The following is a 20,807-nucleotide window of genomic DNA, read 5'->3' on the forward strand; positions in this document are numbered from 1 at the left end:
CGATGGACTATAGTGGCACTCAGTGCAGATTTCTACCGCTAGAGCAAAACTGCCCGTTCGGACAGGCGGTTCGGGCCCCTTCGACCCGCTGCGCGCGAACGGATCCCATATGGTGAGGTCTCGATGACTGCGACGACACAGCAGGATGCGGGCCCCGGGCGGGCCGCACCCGGGCGACGCCCGATCTCCTCACGCGCCCGGATCAGCGCGCTCGCAATCGGCCTGTTCACCACCCGGGGTTTCGAGGAGACCAGCGTGGACGACATCGCCGAGGCCGCGGGCATCGCGCGTCGCACGCTGTTCCGGTACTACTCGTCGAAGAACGAGATCCCGTGGGGAGAGTTCGACGACCATCTGGGCGAGCTACGCGGACTCCTCGCCCAGATCCCCACCGACATCCCCATGGCCGACGCCCTCGTGGATGCCCTGGTCGTGTTCAACCGGGTGCCACCGGAAGAGCTCGAGAACCACCGCCGGCGCATGTCCCTGCTGCTCGGAGTTCCGGCACTCCAGGCACATTCGATGATCATGTACGCCGACTGGCGCCACGTCATCGCCGAGTTCTGCGCGGCCCGGCTCGGTCTGGACGAGAACGATCACCTGCCCCAGACCATCGGGTGGTTGTGCTTGGGCGCGGCACTCGCCGCCTACGAGCAGTGGCTGGCCAACCCCGACGCCGACCTCGAGAGACTGATCAGCGACGGCGCGCGGACCGTCGCCACCGGTGTCGCATCACTGACCCGCGTGCCATGATCGGCGGAGCCGACCACGCGGCCCCGAGAGGGCCTCGTGGGACACCCATCGGTTGGTCTATCCTGAAGTAGAACGTGTTCTAATTCGGCCCGGTTCGCCCGGTCCTCGACGTCGGAGAGCTGCTACATGCCTGACCTGACCCCTCACGGCTCACGAAGCGTGATCCTCACGGTGGCCGAGGTGATCGATGAGACGTCCGATGCCAAGTCCATCGCATTCGAGGTCCCCGAGACGTCGTCGGCCGCATTCACCGACTACAAGCCGGGACAGTTCCTCACTTTGCGCATCCCGAGCGAGCAGACCGGCTCGGTCGCCCGCTGCTACTCGCTGGCCTCGTCGCCGTACACCGACGCTCGACCCAAGGTGACCGTGAAGCGCACCGTCGACGGATACGGGTCCAACTGGGTCTGCGATAACCTCGCCCCCGGCTCGCAGGTCGAGGTGCTGCCGCCGTCGGGCGTCTTCACCCCCAAGTCCTTCGACGACCCGTTGCTCCTCATCGCCGCGGGCAGTGGCGTGACGCCGGTGATGTCGATCCTCAAGGCGGCGCTGAAGAAGAGCAGCGCGCCGATCGTCTTCTTCTACGCGAATCGCACCGAGAGCGACGTGATCTTCGCCGCCGAGCTGCGCGACCTGCTCCACGCCCACGCCGACCGGCTCACCGTCGTCCACTGGCTGGAGAGCCTGCAGGGGCTGCCCACCGCGGCGGCTCTGGCCTCGGTGTTCGTGCCGTACTCGACCACCCACACCGCCTACATGTGCGGACCCGGCCCGTTCATGGACGCCGTCCACAAAGCGTTGTCCCAAGCGAATTTTCCGCACCACAACGTCCACACCGAGGTGTACAACTCGCTGTCCGGCGACCCGTTCGCCGACGTCGAACTCGAGGAGGTCAGCGAAGAGGACCAAGCATCCGCCGCCACGGTCGAGGTCGAACTCGACGGAGAGACCCACACGCTGACCTGGCCGCGTAAGCGGACACTCATCGACGTGATGCTGGCCGCCGGGCTCGACGCCCCGTACTCGTGTCAGGAGGGTGAATGCGGTTCGTGCGCCTGCACTCTCACCGAGGGCACCGTCGACATGGACAACGCCGGCGCGCTCGACCCCGAGGACATCGAGGACGGGTACATCCTGGGTTGCCAGGCCCACCCGACCTCGGACTCGCTCAAGATCGAGTTCTGACAGATCGGTTTCTGACAGACCGTCGGCGAACAACCCGAAGGAGCACGACGACGTGACCACCATGAAGTCTCGGCTGAACCCGCTCCAGCTCGCACGCGGTCTGGCGGTGATGCTCCTCGGCATCGGCGTGCTCCACTTCGTCGTACCCAAACCGTTCGACGAGATCATTCCGGAGGAGATCCCCGGCGATCCGCGGACGCTGACCTACCTGTCCGGGGCCGCCGAGATCGGCCTGGGCGCCGGACTTCTCGTCCCGCGGACCCGCCGGCTCTCCGGAGCGTTGTCGGCTCTGTTGTTCCTCGCCGTCTATCCCGCCAACGTCAACATGGTGCGGCTCTGGTGGGGCAGGCCGCTGCCCTACCGGATAGTCGCCCTGGCACGTCTGCCGTTGCAGTTCCCGATGATCTGGGCGGCCATTCGCGTGGCCCGCGAGGGTTGACTCACCTCAGCGCGCGGTAGTACGCGCGCTCCTCCAAAGTCCGGTGCTCGAGCGCGTAACTCAGTGCGGTGCGGCCCATCCGGGCGGCGTTCTCCTCGAGGTACGTCAGGAGTACCTGCTCGTCGACGCGCTTGCCCGTCTCCCTGAGCATCCACCCGAAAGCCTTCTGGATGAGGTCTCGACGATCGTCGCGGACGAGTGGAGCCACGGCGAGAAGTGCTGATGCATCGCCGTTCTTGATGTGGGCGAAGGTCGCGATGACTCCTACCCGACGGCGCCAGAGATCCTCGTCGGCCGCGTGGGAGAGGATCACCTCCATCCCACCGCGGAGTCTGCAGAACTCGCCCAGGACCGAGTCGGCCGACGAGTCCACGAGATCCCAGTTGTTCACCCGCCCTCGGCGCACCGCGTCGAGGTACAGCTCGACCCACCGCCCGGCCTCGTCCCAATCCGGCTCCGACCTCGGCTTCAGGGTGCGCTCGAACTCACCCCGGAGCAGAAACAGGGCGATGAGCCGATGTTCGTGGACCGGCGAATCCAACAGCGCGCCAACTTCATCGGGGGCGATGCCGCGGAAGCGTTTGGCGATCGCCCGTTGCTGCGGCACACGTAGGCCGATGAACTCGTCGCCCTCGCCGTAACCGCCTGGGCGGACCTGGAAGAACCTGGCGAGGTCGTCGGCACGCTGCGGGTCGGCGACCTCGGCAGCGGCCGCGCGCAACGCCGCAGCCGTCAGCTCGGCACCCACCGGCGCTAGAGCAGGTCGGCGATGGGGGTCGGCGTCTGCAGTTTCGGCCGTGTCCTCATCACCGCACCGACCTTGCCCGCGCCGACGACGCCGGTGAGGATGCCGTCCCGGCTGTAGTAGGCCACGAACTTCTTGCCGTCGTCGGAGACGATGTGCACGGTGTCGTCGGCGCGAGGTGCACCGAGCACCTGGATCTTGACGTCGAACTGGTCGCTCCAGAAGTACGAGACCGCCGCGGTCACGGCGTCGCCGCCGGTGATCTGGTGCGCGACGACGGAGGCCTGATCGACCGTGTGATTCCAGTGTTCGACGCGCTGCGGGGTGCCGTCGTCGTCGCGCCAGTTGGCGACGTCGCCGAGGGCGTAGACGTTCTCGGCGCTGGTGTGTCCGGTTGCATCGCAGGCGATCCCGCCGCCCGCCTCGCGCGGCGCCAATTCGATCCCGGAGCCTTCCAGGTAGCCGGTGACGGGCGTGGAACCGATGCCGACGACCACGAGGTCGGCGGGGAGTTCGGTGCCGTCGGCGAGCTTCACCGCGTTGACCTTCGGCCCTCTCGCACCGTCGGTGACGACGATCTCGGCCACACCGACCCCGGTGCGCAGATCCACGCCGTTGTCGGTGTGGAGCCGCGAGACCAGCTTCCCGATCTCCTCGCCGAGCGCAACCGCCAGCGGGGTGGGGCGGGTTCGACGAGGCTGACGCTCAACCCGCGCGAGGTGAGGCTCGCGGCCACCTCGCAGCCGATGAAACCGGCGCCGATGACCACGGCGGTCGAGGCGGAATCGATATCCTCGCGCAGCGCGATCGCGTCGTCGTAGGTGCGGATCATGTGCACCCCCGCGACGGTGTCGGCGAGGCCCGGGAACGGCCGCGGATCGAGTCCGGTGGCCAGCACCAGGGTGTCGTAGACGGCCGTGTCGCCGGACGCCAGGGTGACGGTCCTGTCCGCCGGCGACACGGAGGTCACCGCGGAGCCCAGACGCAGGGTGATGTCGGATTCGGCGTAGAACTCCGCCGGTTTGAGGTCGACGCGATCGTCCTTGCCCAGGAGCACCGACTTCGACAGTGGCGGACGATCATAGGGCGGATGGTCCTCGGCGCCCACCAGGGTGATCGGATCGGCGAACCCGTTGTTGCGCAGGTTTTCCGCAACCCTGATCCCGCCCAGGCCCGCCCCGACGATCACGACGCCCGCGCCTGATCCACTCATCTTCCGTCCCCTCTCACCCCGCGCTCACCGTTCGCCTCGGGATGCCTGATGACATCCCGGCGTCGGCGCCTCAGCGGGTCACGTCTCCGACCGGTTGCAGGTCGGACAACAGCCAATTCCCGTCGACCTTACGCATAAGTGCCCACCTCGCGGTAGGGGTCGCCTCACCCTCCGCGTCGGCCGCTTCCCCAGAGCCCGTGGATTTTTCACCGTCCCCGACAGACACCGTCTGGTCCACGAACACGAGGACCCTCGCACGTTCGGCGGAACTGTCGTTCAGACCGGCACCGACGACTCGTCCGACCATCGACACCGAGGCGGCCCGCGCCCCCGGGACCACCACGTCGACGCCGCGATTGCGGTACTCGAGTCGCAACGGATCGGCGAGCAATGCGTCCGTTCGTCGACGCTGGTCGGGTGGGTCGTCCGGCCCGAACGTCATGAGGGCGGCGACCGCCCCGCCCGCCGCGGACAAGATCGCGGCGCGCTCGTCCTCCCCAGGCTCCGGGTCCGATCGCAGTACCCCGATCCACGCGACCAGCGCGACGACGAGCGCCGTGACCGTGACGGCGGCCAGGACGGCGAGACGGCGACGCTGCCGGCGAGTGGGGCTCGGTTCCAGGAGGTCACTCACGGCTGACGCGCCCCCGCGATCTTCCAACCGTCACCGGTGCTTTCCATGGTGATCAGCGCGGTGATCCGTTCGGCAGTCGTGTCGACGGCCGCGGCCTCCTCGGCCGTTCCTTCGGAACCGAGCAGCAGCGGATTGGTGGCGTCCGCGACGACGAGTACATCCACGGTGGTGCCCGCATCGTTCGACGCCGGATCGGTCACCAGCCCGGCCGAGACCACCTGCCCGACACTGCGTCCGGCCTGCGTACGCACCTCGGTGATCAGTGCGTCACGCGCACTCTCGATGCGGTCGCGCTGCGCGCCGGTGCTCACCGCGAGTACGCCGTCCACGAAACCGACCGGGTCGGCCGGGTCGGCGGTCAGCATGGCCGCGACCCCCGCCCGCGCGGAATCGAGCACCTCGGTCTGGCGATCCACCTCGGCCCGCTGTCCCCGGATCTGCCATCCCAGGACCGCACCCACGACCACGAGGATCGCGACGGCGACCGCCGTGCCGATGAGGACTGTGCGTAGAAGTCGAGTGCGTCGCACGGCACGCGCCCGGAGAGCGGGTGCGGCGGCGATCCGGGTCGCGCGAGCGTCCCTTCGAGCCTCATCGACCCGATCCCGGGCGAGCTGCACTCGTGTGGTGGTCACAGAGTCGGCTGTGGCGGAATCGGTTCTCGCAGCATCGGTCATCGCCATCACCCGACCACATCGGCCGCGGCGAGGAGCCACTCGTCGTCGGCACGGATGAAGCGGGCCAGCACCGACCGGCGGGCCGTCGTCGTAGCGGCGCCGGTCCGGGCGGGGGCGTCGGACCGGACGGTCACCACCACCCGGAGGAGTGCCTGCCCCTCGGTGGCATCGGCGTCAACCACGCTGACGACCTCGGGCCGCCACACCACGGACGCCGTCCCCTGCTCCGGCGGCCGGGTGAGCTGTGCACCATAGCTGTCGAGGAAGTCTCGGGCGACGAGCGCCCGGGCCCGTGTCCGATCCTGTTGCCACCGCGAGGAATCCACTGAGAAGACGTCGGCGACGATCGTTCCGGCGCGTTCACGCAGTTGTTCGCGGCTCTGCTCGAGCGCATCTCCTGCCGCGTGTACACGCCACGCGAATCCCACGGCGACGAGCGCTGCGGCCAGCACCAGCGCCGCCACCAGCAGCCGGAGGGCCCCGACGCGTACCGAAATGTATCCGGATGTGGTCATGGAAGGTATTGCACCGCCCCGAGTTTCAGTGCACCGTCGTCCGGGGTCACGAGCACACGAAGCCGGAACCGGCGGACCTGCTCTTCCCCGGTGTCTCCGGCGGCGTCGAACACGACGGTCGCCGCGACGAGAACCGTGGCGCTGTCACCGTCCCGGGCGGAGACCCCGGTACCGTCCACCGAGGACCTCGACACGGACCCGTTGGCCTGCACGAAAGCGCTGTAACTGTCGGCGGATTGGGCGAACTCGTCGTAGAAGGTACCGGTGGCACCGGCGAGGATCTTGCGCGCGCGACTCGGATCGCGGTGGTCCGGTGCGATCAGCACGGCCACGCGGTCGGCGGCCGCGCGCTCGAAGTCGTCGTCGGTGGGGGCATTCCGCGTGTCGGACCACGCCATGACCGCGATACCGGCCAGGACCACGGCTACGACCGCCACCAGCGTCGCCAGAATCCACCGGCGCCGCGGCACCCGCCGGCGTAGGCCGGCGTCGACCTCGCGCGCGTGCAACTCCTCGAGTGCCTCGCGCAGATCACGCCGGGCGCTGCGCTCCGCGGCGATCTCCGCGGCGCCCGGCCGCGCCTGTCCCCTCAACGACACGCTCTCCTCTACGACGACAGGCGCGTGTTCGGCTTGTCCTCGATCTTCTCCCCGCGGATGCGACTCGCATAGGCGGCGCGCGCCTCCTGGTCGGGACGCAGGAAGATCGAATCCAGCTTGGTGAGCTTGCGGGTGAACCGCTTCATCGCCGGCGGGAACAGCGGACTGGAGTCGGCCCAACGCATGGACCGCGGGGCGTACACCCGGGTCACCGGGCGGGCGATGGTCTCGACCACGATCGCCGCGACCTCCTCGGGCGCGACGGTCTGGATGAACCTGTTGGTCTGCAGGCCGGAGATCAGGGCGGTACGGGTGAAGGTCGGGAGAACGGCGCTGACGGTGACGCCCTCCGGCTCCAGCTCCGCGCCGAGGGCCTCGGAGAACTCGATCACCGCGGCCTTGGCACCGTTGTAGATGGTCAGACCCGGGGTCGGGATACGGCCGGCCGTCGACGCGATGTTGACGATGTGGCCGGTACGACGCGGGGCCATCCGGCGGGCGGCTTCCTGGCAGCCGATGATGACACCGAGGACGTCGATGTCGTAGGTGCGTCGGATGATCGTGTCGTCGTAGGACAGGAACGGACCGACCGGCATGATGCCGGCGTTGTTGACGAGGACGTCGATCGGTCCGAGCCGGGATTCGACCTCGGAGAGGAAGGCGTCGAAGGACTCCCGCTTGGTGACGTCGACCTCGACGCCCTCGATGCCGAGGTCGGCGGCGGCCTTGCCCACCGCCTCGCCGTCGACATCACCGATGGCGACCTTCGCACCCGCCTGGAACAGCTGCGTCGCGGTCTCGAATCCGATTCCGCGTGCACCACCGGTCACCACGACGACCTTGTCCTTCAGCGCCGTTCGGATGGCGTCGTGACCGGGCTTCCGGGACAGCTTGTCGCGCAGGCTCATTGGTTCCCCTCGGGTGGTTGTCGTTGAATCGAAAGCGAGTGACGGCGCCACGGGCCGTCGAAAGTCACGTGCTGATCACCAGATCATCGGGGCGAGGAATTTCGTGGCGAACGCACGGGCCTGTTGCGGATCGGTACGGGCCGGGTCCGACGGCGGGGTCTCCAGGAGCGAGATCACCAGTCGCACATGGATCTCGACGGCCTCGAGCAGGTCCTCCACCGGCATCTGCGCACCCTCGTCGCGCAGGGTGGCGGCGACCCGATCGGTGACCATGTCGATGAACAGCGACGTCATCTTCGCGGTGACGCTCTTGATCTCGGAGTCGGTGAGGACGATCCGGCTCAGCAACGGATCGGACTTGACCAGCTCGGCGCCCACCGCGAAGGCCTCGACCAGGGCGTCCTTGGGGCCCATCCCCTTGACCGATTCCTCGAGTTTCTTCATGCCCCGCTCGTAGGCGTCGTTGGCGACGGCGTAAAGGAGGGCCTCCTTGTTGGGGAAGCGGCGGTAGAGCGTGCTGCGGCTGACGCCCGCACGGGCCGCGACCTCGTCGATGTTGGCACGTCGCACCCCGACCTCGGCGAACTCCGAACCTGCAGCGGCCAGGATCGCCGCCTCCTGGTCGGCCGGGCTGGCGGTGTTGCGCACCTTGCGGTTGGACGAGCGAGCGCCCTTTCCCCTTGCAGCGCTGTTCACGGTGTCCTTCACGGGATTGTCCGACACGCGACTCACCGACGCCGGAGGGGCACGGGGAGCTTGTCCTTGGGCACGGGCAGCGCGCTGTAGTCCATGGGCAGGACGTAGTCGGCCGGAACCGACCACTCGTACCCGCGGAGCAGGTGGTGCATGATCGTCTTGATCTCCATCTGGCCAAAATACAGGCCGATACATTTGTGAACGCCACCACCAAATGGCATCCAGGCGAAGCGGTGGGACTTGTCCTCGGCGCGTTCGGGACCGAACCTCTCCGGGTCGAACATGTCAGGGTTGGTGAAGAACTCGGGATCCCGATGACTGGACAGGGATGACGTGGTGACGATGGTGCCCTCGGGGACGTAGAAGCCCTCGATCGAGGTGTCCTTGACCGCCATACGGGGCTGCGCCGGGACCGGCGGGCACAGTCGGAGCGACTCCTTCATCACCAGATCGAGGGCCGTCATGCCGGCGAGAGCGTCGTAGCCGAGTTCCGGTCCGAGTTCGAGGGACTCGGCGCGGGCGCGGTCCTGCCACTCGGGATGCTTGGCCATGTTGTAGGCCATCTGGGTCATCGTGATGGTCGAGGTGTCGTGCGCGGCCATGAGCACGAAGATCATGTGGTTGACCACGTCCTCATCGGAGAAGCTGTGCCCCTCATCGCTTTCCGCGTGGCACAGGACCGAGAAGAGATCCGGCGTCTCCCGCGCGCGCTTGGCCGCGATGTTGGCGTAGAAGAACTCCTCGAGGACCTTGCGTGAACGCAGGCCCTTCCACCAGCGTCCACCGGGCAGGGGTTTGCGCACGTAGGCAACGCCTGCGCGGACGGTGTCGATGAATGCCTTGTTGATCCGGTCGGCCTCGTCCCGGGGCAGGTTCAACCCGAGGAAGACCTCGAGCGCGAGGTCGAGGGTGAGCGCCTTGAACTGCTCGAACAGCTTCACCGAACCAACCGGGAACTCCGCGACGCGCTCGGCGATCATCGGCTGCATCTCCTGCATGTAACCCTCGAGCGCGGTGGTGCCGAACGCCTGCTGCAGTATCTGCCGGTGATGACGGTGCTCGTCGAAGTCGAGGAGCATGACGCCGCGGTTGAAGAAGGGACCGATGAAATAGCTCCACGCCGGACCGTTGGCGAAGGCCCGGTCCTTGTTCATCAGGAGTTCCTGGGCGGCCCGCGGGTTTCCGGTCATGACCATCTGCACACCGAAGGCGTTCAGCCCGGACACGTTGCCGAACTGCGCCCGGCGACGGTCGGCGAAGCCGAACGGGTCACGCCGCATCGACATGATCTCGAGGGAGCTGTTGCGGCCGGAGCACGGGATGGCCTGCAGGTCGCTACCCGCCGGCGGGGTCGCCAGTACCGATGCCATCGACCGTCTCCTTCCGAACAGAGAGCCCTACGGAATGTGATCCACATCGCATACTAGACCATGTTGAGACGATTCGGTAAAAGCGTTCCTAACTCACTCCTCGACGAGCAGGCGATGACACCGCCGCAGCCGATCCCGCCACCACTGTCTGCGGCCCTCCGGGGCGGCATGCGCAACGGCGTCGACGTCGGCATCGGGACCGAACCAGCGCGGTTCGACGACACCGTCACGCATCAGGAACGACGGTGCGACGTCGGCGGTGAACAGCGAGCCCGTGCCGAGTCCGCAGGCGAGGTCGAGCCGAGGCAGCGCCGCCGCCGCGGCGACCCCGGCCGCCATGCCGACTGCGCTGTCGAGCGCACTCGACACCACCACGTCGAGACCCAGGGTGTCGGCCAGTTCGAGCGTGGCACGCATCCCCCCGAGGGGCGCCACCTTCACCACGGCGACATCGGCGGCATCCGCGGCGACCACGCGCAATGGGTCGTCGGCCTTGCGGATGGATTCGTCGGCGGCGATCGGGACCTCGACCGCACGCCGCACCTGCGCGAGCTCCTCGACCGTGCGGCAGGGCTGTTCGGCGTACTCGACGTCGCCGATCGCACGTAGGGCGGTGATCGCCTCGTCCACCGACCAGCCGCCGTTGGCGTCGACCCGCACCCTCCCGATCAGCTCACGTGTCGCCGCGACCCGCGCGACGTCGTCGTCGAGCGTCTGACCCGGTTCTGCGACCTTCACCTTCGCGGTCCCCGCGCCCGGATATCGCTTCAGCAGGTCGGGCACCTCGTCGGCCGGGATGGCGGGCACGGTCGCGTTGACCGGCACGGTGTCCCGGACCGCGGGTGGCGGACCGAGATAGGCGGCCTCGATACCGGCGCGCAGCCACGCGGAGGCCTCGGCGTCCTCGTACTCGACGAAGGGGCCGAACTCGCCCCACCCCGCCGGCCCGGCGAAGACCATCGTCTCGCGGAAGGTCAGCCCACGGAACCTGGTCCGCATGGGGAGGCGGACCACCACGGCCGTCGCGAGCAGGTCCTCCACGTCCGGGAGCTCCCACTCGCCCCTCATGCCGCCGGGCATCGCTTCCTCCTGAGTCGCTGGCGTCAACCTTGAACGAGGGTTGTGTGAATTCGATGGAACAACCTTTTCACTTTGTTCCAAGTCCGCTACCCTCGCTCTCATGTCAGTCAACCAGGGATTCGATGCCGGTATCCGCGAGGCGGAACCGATGATCGTCGACGACACCCCGGACACCGCCGGCGAGATCGTGCGGCCTCGGCTCGGAGCCGACTCACTCGTGTGGAAGTTCTACGGCGACTCGCGGGGCATCCTCGGCTTTCAGCGCCTGGCCGGCACCGAGAACTGCATCGAGCAGCTCGGGCAGGCCGTCCTCGACCACTCGGTGATCTTCAGCGACTTCCTCGGCCGCGCCAAGCGCACCGGACCGCCGGTGATGAAGACCGTGTACAGCACCGAACCCGAGAAATGGGGCCGCACGGTGCGCGACTTCCATCGCGACATCAAGGGCACCATCAGCGACGGTTCGCGCTACCACGCGCTGAACCCGGAGCTGTTCTACTGGGCCCACGCAACCTTCGTCGACCAGGTTCTCTACATCACCGACACGTTCATCCGTCGCCTCACCTATGCCGAGAAGGTCCAGATCTTCGAAGAAAGCAAGGTCTGGTACCAGCTCTACGGTGTCAGCGACCGCGGCCAGCCCCAGACGTACGAGGAGTTCGTCGCCTACTGGGAGGACATGCTCAACCGTTTCGTCCCCCACAAGACGATCGTCTACGCGACCGGTTACATCCGCCAGGGACTGCCCCGACCCAAGAAGATCCCGGCCCCGGTGTGGAACGTCCTGTCGGCTCCGCTCAATGCGTTCATCCGCACGGTCATCGTGGGGACACTCCCCCAGCAGATGCGCGATGTCTGCGACCTGGAGTGGAACGACAAGAAGGAGAAGAATTTCCAGCGCTTCGCCGCTTTCATGCGTGCGATCAACCCGCTGGTCAACAGGCTCCCACTCAAGTACCTCTACGTCCCGTGGGCGTACGAGGCGTGGGAAAAGGTCGGCATCGACCCCCGCCCGTTGCACAACAAGCCCGCGGCCTAACGCCCCAGGAATCCCTCGACGTGCCGGATGAACTCCGCACGGCGGTCGCGGTGCACGCTGTGCCCGGCGTCGAGGATGACGAACCGTGAGTCCGGCAGCGCCTCGCTGACCGTCCGCAGGTGGCGGGGCGGCAGGAAGCTGCGCTCCCCGCCCGAGATGACCATCGTGGAGGCGCTGACGCGAGGCAGTTCCGACCACCACTGCGGTGCGCAGACATCGAACTCGGCGACGATCTCGTCGCCCATCCGTCCGTCGAACCGGAAGACCGGGAAGGGGTTGCGCGCCAGCGCGACGAGCCCACGGATCTGCTCGCCGAGCGTCGCTTTCATGGTGATTCCCTCGGAGAGATCGGCCTCGTCCCGCGGCATCGGCGGGACCTCCTCGAGGACCATCCGACGCACACGGGACGGTTCGTACATCGCCAGCCGCAACGCGGTGTGGGCTCCGAGCGAATGCCCGACCACGTCGGCCACGTGAATCCCCAGATTGTCGAGCACGTACACCAGGTCGTCACGAAAATCGTCGAGACGGTACGGGCCGTCGGGGCGTCCGCTGCGGCCGTGCCCGCGCAGATCGACGCTGACCACACCACGACCCTGCCGTCGCAACGACGCGGCAAGCGGCCGCCAGGTCGAATGATCCGACGCCATCCCGTGGACGAGGACCACCGGCACGCCACGGTCGGGTTCACCGGCCACCCGGACCGCCAGGTCGGGTTCGGCACGTCGACTGAGCACACGCATGCCCTCGAGCCTACGAAAGGCGGCCCTGCGCGCCTCGTCACACTCGGGATTCGTGCAGTACCCACGTATCACGACCGGCAGACCCCAGTTCGACGATGCGACGTCGATCGAGGTCGCGTCGTCGAATCGAGGTTCGGCGGTGCCGGGATGACAAAGGCGCCCGGCCACTTTCGTGACCGGGCGCCTCCTTGACTCAGTGAGTCAGTGCGTCAGGACAAGATCACTTGGTGATCTTGGTGACTCGACCCGCACCAACGGTGCGGCCACCCTCGCGGATGGCGAAACGCAGGCCCTCGTCCATGGCCACCGGCTGGATGAGCTTGACGCTCATCTCGGTGTTGTCGCCCGGCATGACCATCTCGGTGCCCTCGGGGAGGGTCACGACGCCGGTCACGTCCGTGGTACGGAAGTAGAACTGCGGACGGTAGTTGTTGAAGAACGGGGTGTGACGGCCGCCCTCGTCCTTGGACAGGATGTATGCCTGGCCCTCGAACTCGGTGTGCGGGGTCGTGGTGCCCGGCTTCACGATGACCTGACCGCGCTCGACGTCCTCGCGCTTGAGGCCGCGGAGCAGCAGACCGGCGTTGTCGCCTGCCTGTGCGGAATCGAGGAGCTTGTGGAACATCTCGATACCGGTGACGGTGGTCTTGGTGCTCTTCTCGCGGATGCCGACGATCTCGACTTCCTCGTTCACGTTGACCTCGCCACGCTCCACACGACCGGTGACCACGGTGCCGCGGCCGGTGATGGTGAATACGTCCTCGACGGGCATGAGGAACGGCTTCTCGGTCTCGCGAACCGGATCCGGGATCGACTCGTCGACGGCAGCCATGAGCTCCTCGACCGAACTGGCCCACTCGGGGTCACCCTCGAGAGCCTTGAGAGCCGAGACCTTGACGACGGGAGCTTCCTCGTCGAAGTCCTGGGCGGCCAGCAGTTCGCGGACCTCCATCTCGACGAGCTCGATGATCTCGTCGTCGTCGACCATGTCGGCCTTGTTCAGGGCGACCAGGATGTAGGGCACACCGACCTGGCGGGCCAGCAGCACGTGCTCGCGGGTCTGCGGCATCGGGCCGTCGGTGGCGGCGACCACGAGGATCGCGCCGTCCATCTGGGCAGCACCGGTGATCATGTTCTTGATGTAGTCGGCGTGACCGGGGGCGTCGACGTGGGCGTAGTGACGCTTCTCGGTCTCGTACTCGACGTGCGAGATGTTGATCGTGATGCCGCGGGCCTTCTCCTCAGGAGCCTTGTCGATCTGATCGAACGCAAAGCTCTTGTTGAGATCCGGGTACTTGTCGTGAAGCACCTTGGTGATGGCCGCGGTCAGGGTGGTCTTGCCGTGGTCGACGTGACCGATGGTGCCGATGTTCACGTGCGGCTTGGTCCGCTCGAACTTCGCCTTCGCCACTTTGTGTCCTCCTGGACTGTTGCTGCTGGGCGGATCCCAGCAGGAGATTTACTGATTTACGATGTGCGCCCGCTTTGTCGGCCAGCGCGGATTGCTCGAGCTCGAGGCGATTACTCGCCGGTTGCCTTCGCGATGATCTCCTTCGACACGTTCGCGGGAACTTCCGCGTACGAGTCGAACACCATGGAGTAGTTTGCCCGGCCCTGGGTCTTCGACCGGAGGTCTCCGATGTAGCCGAACATCTCCGACAGCGGAACCTGTGCCTTGACGACACGAGCACCGCTGCGCTCCTCCATGGCCTGGATCTGGCCACGGCGGGAGTTCAGATCGCCGATGACGTCACCCATGTAATCCTCGGGAGTCGTGACCTCGACGGCCATGATCGGCTCCAGGATGACCGGGCCGGCCATCTTCGCAGCTTCCTTGAGGGCTTGCGAGCCGGCGATCTTGAAGGCCATTTCCGAGGAGTCGACGTCGTGGTACTGACCGTCGAGCAGGGTGACCTTCAGATTGACCAGCGGGTAGCCGGCGAGGACACCGTACTGCATGGCGTCCTGGGCGCCGGCATCCACCGACGGGATGTACTCGCGCGGGACTCGACCACCGGTGACGGCGTTGTCGAATTCGTAGGTCGCACCGTCCTCGGCGTCCACGAGGGGCTCGAGCTTGATGATGACCTTCGCGAACTGACCCGAACCACCGGTCTGCTTCTTGTGGGTGTACTCGTGCTTCTCGACCGTCTTGCGGATGGTCTCGCGGTACGCCACCTGCGGCTTGCCGACGTTGGCCTCGACCTTGAACTCGCGCTTCATGCGGTCGACCAGGATGTCGAGGTGGAGCTCGCCCATACCGCCGATGACGGTCTGGCCGGTCTCCTCGTCGAGCTTGACCGAGAAGGTCGGGTCCTCTTCGGCCAGCTTCTGGATCGCGGTGCCCAGCTTCTCCTGGTCGGACTTGGTCTTCGGCTCGATCGAGACGTTGATGACCGGGTCCGGGAAGCTCATGGACTCGAGCACGATCGGGTTCGCCGAGTCGCAGAGGGTGTCACCGGTGGTGGTGTCCTTGAGACCGATCATCGCGTAGATGTGACCCGCGGTGGCGTCCTCGACCGGCATCTCCTTGTTGGCGTGCATCTGGAAGAGCTTGCCGATGCGCTCTTTCTTGCCCTTGGTCGCGTTGAGCACCTGGGTGCCCGCGGTGATGTGGCCCGAGTAGACACGCACGAAGGTCAGCTTGCCGAAGAACGGGTGAGCCGCGATCTTGAACGCGAGAGCCGAGAACGGCTCGTCGGCGGACGGCTTGCGCGAGAGGATCTCTTCCTCGTCGCCCACGGCGTGACCCTCGACCGACGGCACGTCCAGCGGGGACGGCAGGTAGTCGATGACCGCGTCGAGCATGGGCTGGACGCCCTTGTTCTTGAACGCCGAACCACAGATGACCGGGTAGAGCTCACGGCTCACGGTCAGCTTGCGGATAGCTCCCTTGATCTCCTCGACGGTGAGCTCTTCGCCGCCGAAGTACTTCTCCATGAGGGCTTCGTCGGACTCGGCAACCGTCTCGAGCAGCGCCTCGCGGTACTCGGCAGCCTTCTCGACCAGGTCGGCCGGGATCTCCTCGATCGTCGGCTCGGCACCGGTCGGCACGACGCCGCGCCAGGTGATGGCCTTCTGCTCGATGAGGTCGACGACGCCGTCGAAGTTGTCCTCGGCACCGATCGGGAGCTGCAGGACCAGCGGCTTGGCGCCGAGACGGTCCTTGATGGTCTGGACGGTGAAGTAGAAGTCCGCGCCCAGCTTGTCCATCTTGTTGACGAAGCAGATACGGGGGACTTCGTACTTCTCGGCCTGACGCCACACCTGCTCGGACTGCGGCTCGACGCCTTCCTTGCCGTCGAAGACCGCAACCGCGCCGTCGAGGACGCGGAGGCTGCGCTCCACCTCGACGGTGAAGTCGACGTGTCCGGGGGTGTCGATGATGTTGATCTGGTTCTTGTTCCAGAAACAGGTCACGGCCGCGGAGGTGATGGTGATACCACGCTCCTTCTCCTGCTCCATCCAGTCGGTGGTCGAGGCACCGTCGTGGGTTTCACCGATCTTGTAGTTCACACCGGTGTAGAAGAGGATTCGCTCGGTCGTGGTGGTCTTGCCGGCATCGATGTGGGCCATGATGCCGATGTTGCGAACCTTGTTCAGGTCGCTGAGCACTTCCTGTGCCACTTATTCGCCTCGCAATTTCGCTAGAGCTGTTGGGTCTGAGGTGGGTCCGGCCGCGGCGACCCGAAGGCCGCCGCGGCCGGCAGTGATCACCAGCGGTAGTGCGCGAACGCCCGGTTGGCCTCGGCCATCTTGTGGGTGTCCTCGCGGCGCTTCACCGAAGCACCGAGGCCGTTGGAGGCGTCGAGCAGCTCGTTGGCCAGGCGCTCGACCATCGTCTTCTCGCGACGCTGACGGCTGAAGGTCACCAGCCAGCGGAGCGCCAGGGTGTTGGCGCGGTTCGGCTTGACCTCGATCGGCACCTGGTAGGTGGCGCCACCGACGCGGCGGCTCTTCACCTCGAGGGTGGGCTTGACGTTGTCGAGCGCGCGCTTGAGGGTGACGACGGGGTCGGTGCCCGTCTTCTCGCGGGCCTGCTCGAGGGCGCCGTAGACGATGCGCTCGGCGGTCGACTTCTTGCCGTCCAGCAGGATCTTGTTGACCAGCTGGGTGACCAGCGGCGAACCGTAGACCGGGTCGTTGATCAGGGGGCGCTTGGGTGCGGGTCCTTTACGTGGCATGACTTATCAGTTCCCCTTCTTCGCGCCGTAGCGGCTACGGGCCTGCTTGCGGTCCTTGACACCCTGGGTGTCGAGCGAGCCGCGGATGATCTTGTAGCGCACACCCGGGAGGTCCTTCACACGACCGCCGCGGACGAGCACCATCGAGTGCTCCTGCAGGTTGTGGCCTTCACCGGGGATGTACGCGGTGACCTCGACAGAGCTGGTCAGACGCACACGGGCGACCTTACGAAGAGCCGAGTTCGGCTTCTTGGGGGTGGTGGTGTAGACGCGGGTGCACACGCCACGACGCTGCGGGCTTCCCTTGAGGGCCGCGGTCTTGGTCTTTGCAGCCTTGTCATGACGGCCCTTGCGGACCAGCTGGTTGATTGTTGGCACTAGGTGTTCATTCCTCTTTGTTGTCAGTTGTGGTTGGTGCTCCGGGCAAGCTCACGGATCTCGGCTCTACGCCGCCTCCGGCGTGCTTCCACAACTCGCCCCACCAGTGCATTCACACTGGTCAGTACATTTTCGCTACCCCGAGGTCGGGCGTGTCATACACTCGACAGCGGATTCGCTTGTCAGCCCACGGACCGCCCGTGCCCCGAGTCGGTCGATCTCAGGGCCGGCTCGAGAGCCGTTGGCCGGGCATGCGGACTGGCCCAGCATGGGCCGGGCACCGACGATCCACTCTACCGATCGGGTTTGCACAGGTCAAAAAACGGATCCTCCGCGCGACCTGCAGGTGAACAGGTCGTGTGCGCTGGGGTCCGGCGACGCTGAGACATGGCATTACCTTGTCCACTCTTACACCCCCGAACCCGACGCGTCGAGCCTTCGGCGAACCGCCGCCCGACCGGTACCCGCCGGCGCTCCGACCTGGGCCCGGACCTTCGCGATCGATGCCGCGAACGGACTGTCCGGATCCATCGGCCGCCCAATCGGCGAACTCTGGCCGCCGAACCACCGGTCGACGATCGTCGCCTGGCGTTCGAGGTTGTGGTCGGCCCACGCGTGGTGAGCATCACCCGTCCCCCGGATGCCGTAGACGTTCTCGCCGAGTTCGTGCCGCGCCTGAACCGCGAGCGCATCGGCCAGGAACGACGCCGCGGACCGGGCGCCAACGATCTGCCGGGCGTGCACGAGTTCATGGACCAGCAGTTGGCCGGGCACTGGATAGGCCCCGGGACCGGCCCCGAGGGGCGCGTCGAACATCGCGCCGAGATTGCAGAGGATGCGCCCATCGACCCCGGGCACGGTGAACGCGCGTCCCCTTCGTCCGGCGAGATCGGTGAGGATGACGTCGTCGAGCCATCCGGCGGGCCCGAAGACGAGCTCGGCGGTTCGCCGTTCCTCATCGCACAGGGGGCGGTGCCGAAAACTGAGGCGGGCGACGATCCCTGCGGCGGCGCCGGCCATCCCGGCGATCACGAGACCCAGAGGCCCGAACCAGACCGTGGCGATCGCGACGTGCGCGGCGACGAGGACTCCGTCGGTCGACGCCGGTCCCGCCGGTAGACGTACACCTCCGACTCGATGAGCGAGCGACAGCACGACACCGAGGAACCGGCCGTAACCGCGAGCCACGTGGATGAGGAGTCGTCGGCGCATCAGTGTCTCAGTCCCGCACGGCCATGACGACCAGGCCGGGGCCGACGTGCTCGTCGGCGGGCAGCCGGAGCTCGGCGACGGGGCGCAGACCGGCCTGCTCGATCAATCCGACGTACTTCTCCGGCGACCACTGATGGGTCGTCCACTCGACAGGACCGCCGTAGGCCTCGGTGCGTCGCACGTCCTCGTCGCCCGAGTGGGTACCGGTGATGAAGCAGCCGCCCGGCATCAATGCGCGGGCAAATGAGGCCAGCACCTGCGGGAGAACGTCCCGCGGGAGATTGAACAACGACCACCACCCCAGGACACCACCCAGCGATGAATCGGCGAGATCCAGCTCGGTCGCCGAGCCGACCTCGAATCGGCAGGACGGGTGCAGGCGACGCGCGTTCTCGATCATGCGCGGCGAGAGGTCCACGCCGGTCACGTCGAGTCCGCGGTCGGCGAGATAGGCGGTCACGGTCCCGGGTCCGCAGCCGACGTCGAGCACGGGACCGATGCCCGCCACCGAATCGATGAACGCATCGAGTGCGGCCTTCAGCCACGGACGGCAGCGAGGGTCGCCGATTCCGGTGTCCACCACCAGTCGGACGTAGTCGTCGGCCACACGGTCGTAGGACTCACGGACAGCGTCGAGGTCGGCCGGTCGATCAACGGGGTCGGCGCGCATGCGCCCACGATATGACCCGGGTACGACGCCGCCCCCTGTCCGGGGATCCGGGCAGGGGGCGGGTCGTGGAAAGCCGTGCGCCTACGGAGTGTTGAACCAGGCGACGACCGACGGCCATGCCTTCGGGTTCGACTCGCCGTACCCGATGTACGCACCGATGAACGCACCCACGCCGGCACCGATCCAACCGAAGACGATGAACCCGATGAGGCCACCGATCAGCGTGTAGAGGGGCGTGTTCCCCCGCCAGCCCTTGTTCAGTTCCGCCCACATGATGTCGTAGCGCTGAGCCTTGGTCAGACGCTTCTGCTTGGCTGCGTCGGTGGCTGCCGAGTCGAGCAGCGCACGGAGGTCCGGGCTGACCGTGGGGGTCAGAGTGACCCGCGACCGGTCCACGCTGACCGCGGCGCGCAGCGGAACGGTGAACCCGTCCATCTGCCCCGACAGCGGCATCGACGACACGGTGCGACCGCGGGAATCGAGGATCTGCAGCGCCCCCGCCGGGCTGACCACGACGCTGCCCCCGCGCACGTCGACGATCACGCTCTTGTGGTCCCCGGCGATCGCCGCGGACGCCGTCGGGAGCGCCACCGTCGCCGGTACCGCATGTGCCGTCGCAACGGGAACGGCGATGAGTACTGCACCCATCATGGCCAGCGCCATGATCCCTGCCCTGAGGTGCTTCATGTGTGGATTCTCTCTCTCACGAGGATCTTTCGGCCCGTGCTCGGGCCGCGATGATCATATCGGAGAAGAGACACCTCCCCGCAATCGTCTCAACAGGCCAATCCTGCCCAACGGGTCGACGAATCACATTGCCGCGCAGAAAGATTGAGAATCGTGAGCGGGATCACTCCGGGGTCTGGGGCAGTTTCACCTTCGCGCCACCGGGTTTCGCCGGATTCGACGGCGGCGGGACCACCGGACCGATGTCGCCGTCGGGCGCCTCGTCGAGGTCGACGATGACCGGCGCGTGATCACTGGGCTTGCTGCCCTTGCGCGCCTTGCGGTCGATCCAGGCCGCCTCGACCCGGCCGGCGGCCGACTCACCCGCCAGGATGAGATCGATCCGCATGCCCAGGTCCTTGTGGAACATTCCGGCACGGTAGTCCCAGTAGCTGAAGACCCGGTCATCCGGCCAGCGGTCACGGACCACGTCGCGCAGACCCAGCGCCGCGAACTCGGCGAGCGCGGCACGTTCCGGAGGGGTGACGTGCGTGTGCCCGGCGAAGGCGTCGGGATCGAACAGATCCGCGTCGGCGGGCGCGATGTTCATGTCGCCGCAGAGGAGCGTCGTCGACGGGTCGGCGACCGCCTTCGCGAGAGCGGCGAGCCATTCGAGTTTGTACGTGTAGTGATCCGAGTCGGGGCTGCGGCCGTTCGGCACGTAAAGGGAGTGGATGCGCAGACCGCCGCACACCGCAGAAATCGCGCGGGCCTCGAGCGTCTCCGGCGTCGGATAACCCGGCATGCCGGCGAAGCCGACGCGCACGTCCTCGAGCCCGACCCGCGAGAGCAGCGCGACACCGTTCCACTGGCCCTGCCCCGCGTGCGCGATCTCGTAGCCACGTTCGGCGAGATCGGCGCCGAGGACCTCGTGGAAGGCGTCGTCGGAGAGCTTGGTCTCCTGCAGGCAGACGACGTCGGGGCGACGTTCGTCGAGCCATGGGAGGAGGCGCGGAATCCGCTGTTTCACCGAGTTCACGTTCCAGGTCGCGACGCGCATGGGCCCACGGTAGTACGACACACCGACGCCGATCCGAGGCG

The 20,807-nt window shown here is 67.0% G+C and carries 22 protein-coding genes and 1 pseudogene; 4 read left to right on the plus strand and 19 right to left on the minus strand.

Going from position 1 to position 20,807, the window contains the following annotated elements; all coding sequences use genetic code 11:
- Positions 1 to 123 precede the first annotated feature (123 nt).
- The 3 genes from mftR to GOALK_RS18055 all read left to right on the plus strand — a co-directional run bounded on the left by mftR (position 124) and on the right by GOALK_RS18055 (position 2,377).
- Positions 124 to 753 carry a mycofactocin system transcriptional regulator MftR gene (gene mftR, locus GOALK_RS18045; protein WP_006360269.1) on the plus strand — a complete coding sequence of 210 codons (630 nt, stop codon included), beginning with the start codon at positions 124 to 126 and terminating at the stop codon, positions 751 to 753.
- A 126-nt stretch (positions 754 to 879) separates the two neighbouring features.
- Complete coding sequence (locus GOALK_RS18050; RefSeq protein WP_006360270.1) at positions 880 to 1,938, plus strand: ferredoxin--NADP reductase; 1,059 nt, start codon at positions 880 to 882, stop codon at positions 1,936 to 1,938.
- A 61-nt stretch (positions 1,939 to 1,999) separates the two neighbouring features.
- Positions 2,000 to 2,377: a DoxX family protein gene (locus GOALK_RS18055; RefSeq protein WP_040004341.1), complete on the plus strand. Its 378-nt coding sequence runs from the start codon at positions 2,000 to 2,002 to the stop codon at positions 2,375 to 2,377.
- Position 2,378: 1 nt separating this feature from the next.
- Here the strand turns inward: GOALK_RS18055 and GOALK_RS18060 are convergent, their stop codons facing one another.
- The 10 genes and pseudogenes from GOALK_RS18060 to GOALK_RS18105 form a co-directional block, all read right to left on the minus strand.
- Entirely contained in the window at positions 2,379 to 3,125 is a 747-nt protein-coding gene (locus tag GOALK_RS18060; RefSeq protein ID WP_006360272.1) for a DNA alkylation repair protein, read from the minus strand.
- 5 nt (positions 3,126 to 3,130) lie between these two features.
- Positions 3,131 to 4,335 (minus strand): annotated as a pseudogene (locus GOALK_RS18065) (NAD(P)/FAD-dependent oxidoreductase).
- 70 nt (positions 4,336 to 4,405) lie between these two features.
- On the minus strand, positions 4,406 to 4,969 hold the full coding sequence (locus GOALK_RS18070; RefSeq protein WP_006360275.1) for a hypothetical protein: 564 nt from the start codon (positions 4,967 to 4,969) through the stop codon (positions 4,406 to 4,408).
- Positions 4,966 to 5,652 (minus strand): hypothetical protein, encoded by a 687-nt coding sequence (locus tag GOALK_RS18075; RefSeq protein ID WP_006360276.1) that lies wholly within the window; start codon positions 5,650 to 5,652, stop codon positions 4,966 to 4,968. The genes GOALK_RS18070 and GOALK_RS18075 overlap by 4 nt, the downstream gene beginning before the upstream one ends.
- A complete protein-coding gene (locus tag GOALK_RS18080) occupies positions 5,652 to 6,161 on the minus strand; it encodes a hypothetical protein (protein WP_006360277.1) in 510 nt (169 codons plus the stop codon). The genes GOALK_RS18075 and GOALK_RS18080 overlap by 1 nt, the downstream gene beginning before the upstream one ends.
- Entirely contained in the window at positions 6,158 to 6,760 is a 603-nt protein-coding gene (locus tag GOALK_RS18085; protein WP_006866101.1) for an Rv1363c family protein, read from the minus strand. Before GOALK_RS18085 ends, GOALK_RS18080 begins: the two co-directional genes overlap by 4 nt.
- 8 nt (positions 6,761 to 6,768) lie before the next feature.
- Complete coding sequence (locus GOALK_RS18090) at positions 6,769 to 7,668, minus strand: SDR family oxidoreductase (protein WP_006360279.1); 900 nt, start codon at positions 7,666 to 7,668, stop codon at positions 6,769 to 6,771.
- 75 nt (positions 7,669 to 7,743) lie between these two features.
- Positions 7,744 to 8,391: a TetR/AcrR family transcriptional regulator gene (locus tag GOALK_RS18095; RefSeq protein ID WP_006360280.1), complete on the minus strand. Its 648-nt coding sequence runs from the start codon at positions 8,389 to 8,391 to the stop codon at positions 7,744 to 7,746.
- Positions 8,392 to 8,396: 5 nt separating this feature from the next.
- Positions 8,397 to 9,734 (minus strand): cytochrome P450, encoded by a 1,338-nt coding sequence (locus GOALK_RS18100; protein WP_006360281.1) that lies wholly within the window; start codon positions 9,732 to 9,734, stop codon positions 8,397 to 8,399.
- A gap of 93 nt (positions 9,735 to 9,827) precedes the next feature.
- Positions 9,828 to 10,814, minus strand: coding sequence for an o-succinylbenzoate synthase (locus GOALK_RS18105; protein WP_006360282.1), 987 nt, complete (start codon positions 10,812 to 10,814; stop codon positions 9,828 to 9,830).
- Between the two features lie 100 nt (positions 10,815 to 10,914).
- On the opposite strand from GOALK_RS18105, the gene GOALK_RS18110 reads away from it, so the two are divergent.
- A complete protein-coding gene (locus tag GOALK_RS18110; protein WP_006360283.1) occupies positions 10,915 to 11,853 on the plus strand; it encodes an oxygenase MpaB family protein in 939 nt (312 codons plus the stop codon).
- Here the strand turns inward: GOALK_RS18110 and GOALK_RS18115 are convergent.
- The 9 genes from GOALK_RS18115 to GOALK_RS18155 all read right to left on the minus strand — a co-directional run bounded on the left by GOALK_RS18115 (position 11,850) and on the right by GOALK_RS18155 (position 20,766).
- The gene (locus GOALK_RS18115; RefSeq protein ID WP_035753618.1) at positions 11,850 to 12,596 is read right to left on the minus strand and encodes an alpha/beta fold hydrolase; all 747 of its coding nucleotides are present in this window, start codon (positions 12,594 to 12,596) and stop codon (positions 11,850 to 11,852) included. The two genes, GOALK_RS18110 and GOALK_RS18115, sit on opposite strands and share 4 nt — an antisense overlap.
- Positions 12,597 to 12,816: 220 nt before the next feature.
- Positions 12,817 to 14,007: an elongation factor Tu gene (gene tuf, locus GOALK_RS18120; RefSeq protein ID WP_006360285.1), complete on the minus strand. Its 1,191-nt coding sequence runs from the start codon at positions 14,005 to 14,007 to the stop codon at positions 12,817 to 12,819.
- A gap of 110 nt (positions 14,008 to 14,117) precedes the next feature.
- Positions 14,118 to 16,223 carry an elongation factor G gene (gene fusA / locus GOALK_RS18125; RefSeq protein WP_006360286.1) on the minus strand — a complete coding sequence of 702 codons (2,106 nt, stop codon included), beginning with the start codon at positions 16,221 to 16,223 and terminating at the stop codon, positions 14,118 to 14,120.
- A gap of 86 nt (positions 16,224 to 16,309) precedes the next feature.
- Positions 16,310 to 16,780 (minus strand): 30S ribosomal protein S7, encoded by a 471-nt coding sequence (rpsG, locus tag GOALK_RS18130; RefSeq protein ID WP_005199940.1) that lies wholly within the window; start codon positions 16,778 to 16,780, stop codon positions 16,310 to 16,312.
- Positions 16,781 to 16,786: 6 nt separating this feature from the next.
- Positions 16,787 to 17,158 (minus strand): 30S ribosomal protein S12, encoded by a 372-nt coding sequence (gene rpsL / locus GOALK_RS18135; protein WP_004020596.1) that lies wholly within the window; start codon positions 17,156 to 17,158, stop codon positions 16,787 to 16,789.
- A 408-nt stretch (positions 17,159 to 17,566) separates the two neighbouring features.
- Positions 17,567 to 18,370, minus strand: coding sequence for a hypothetical protein (locus GOALK_RS18140; protein WP_006360287.1), 804 nt, complete (start codon positions 18,368 to 18,370; stop codon positions 17,567 to 17,569).
- A 7-nt stretch (positions 18,371 to 18,377) separates the two neighbouring features.
- Complete coding sequence (locus GOALK_RS18145) at positions 18,378 to 19,040, minus strand: class I SAM-dependent methyltransferase (protein ID WP_006360288.1); 663 nt, start codon at positions 19,038 to 19,040, stop codon at positions 18,378 to 18,380.
- A gap of 81 nt (positions 19,041 to 19,121) precedes the next feature.
- Positions 19,122 to 19,727 carry a DUF8020 domain-containing protein gene (locus GOALK_RS18150; RefSeq protein WP_035753503.1) on the minus strand — a complete coding sequence of 202 codons (606 nt, stop codon included), beginning with the start codon at positions 19,725 to 19,727 and terminating at the stop codon, positions 19,122 to 19,124.
- Between the two features lie 163 nt (positions 19,728 to 19,890).
- A complete protein-coding gene (locus GOALK_RS18155) occupies positions 19,891 to 20,766 on the minus strand; it encodes an exodeoxyribonuclease III (protein WP_035753502.1) in 876 nt (291 codons plus the stop codon).
- Positions 20,767 to 20,807 lie beyond the last annotated feature (41 nt).

It is taken from the genome of Gordonia alkanivorans NBRC 16433 (assembly GCF_000225505.1).
Classification (GTDB): domain Bacteria; phylum Actinomycetota; class Actinomycetes; order Mycobacteriales; family Mycobacteriaceae; genus Gordonia; species Gordonia alkanivorans.

Excerpts from the sequence above, each read along its gene's own strand:
- mftR (WP_006360269.1), top strand. The coding sequence starts at position 124 with ATGACTGCGACGACACAGCAGGATGCGGGCCCCGGGCGGGCCGCACCC.
- GOALK_RS18050 (WP_006360270.1), top strand. The coding sequence starts at position 880 with ATGCCTGACCTGACCCCTCACGGCTCACGAAGCGTGATCCTCACGGTG.
- GOALK_RS18055 (WP_040004341.1), top strand. The coding sequence starts at position 2,000 with ATGAAGTCTCGGCTGAACCCGCTCCAGCTCGCACGCGGTCTGGCGGTG.
- GOALK_RS18075 (WP_006360276.1), bottom strand. The coding sequence starts at position 5,652 with ATGGCGATGACCGATGCTGCGAGAACCGATTCCGCCACAGCCGACTCT.
- GOALK_RS18080 (WP_006360277.1), bottom strand. The coding sequence starts at position 6,161 with ATGACCACATCCGGATACATTTCGGTACGCGTCGGGGCCCTCCGGCTG.
- GOALK_RS18090 (WP_006360279.1), bottom strand. The coding sequence starts at position 7,668 with ATGAGCCTGCGCGACAAGCTGTCCCGGAAGCCCGGTCACGACGCCATC.
- GOALK_RS18100 (WP_006360281.1), bottom strand. The coding sequence starts at position 9,734 with ATGGCATCGGTACTGGCGACCCCGCCGGCGGGTAGCGACCTGCAGGCC.
- GOALK_RS18105 (WP_006360282.1), bottom strand. The coding sequence starts at position 10,814 with ATGCCCGGCGGCATGAGGGGCGAGTGGGAGCTCCCGGACGTGGAGGAC.
- GOALK_RS18110 (WP_006360283.1), top strand. The coding sequence starts at position 10,915 with ATGTCAGTCAACCAGGGATTCGATGCCGGTATCCGCGAGGCGGAACCG.
- GOALK_RS18115 (WP_035753618.1), bottom strand. The coding sequence starts at position 12,596 with ATGCGTGTGCTCAGTCGACGTGCCGAACCCGACCTGGCGGTCCGGGTG.
- rpsG (WP_005199940.1), bottom strand. The coding sequence starts at position 16,780 with ATGCCACGTAAAGGACCCGCACCCAAGCGCCCCCTGATCAACGACCCG.
- GOALK_RS18140 (WP_006360287.1), bottom strand. The coding sequence starts at position 18,370 with ATGCGCCGACGACTCCTCATCCACGTGGCTCGCGGTTACGGCCGGTTC.
- GOALK_RS18145 (WP_006360288.1), bottom strand. The coding sequence starts at position 19,040 with ATGCGCGCCGACCCCGTTGATCGACCGGCCGACCTCGACGCTGTCCGT.
- GOALK_RS18150 (WP_035753503.1), bottom strand. The coding sequence starts at position 19,727 with ATGAAGCACCTCAGGGCAGGGATCATGGCGCTGGCCATGATGGGTGCA.
- GOALK_RS18155 (WP_035753502.1), bottom strand. The coding sequence starts at position 20,766 with ATGCGCGTCGCGACCTGGAACGTGAACTCGGTGAAACAGCGGATTCCG.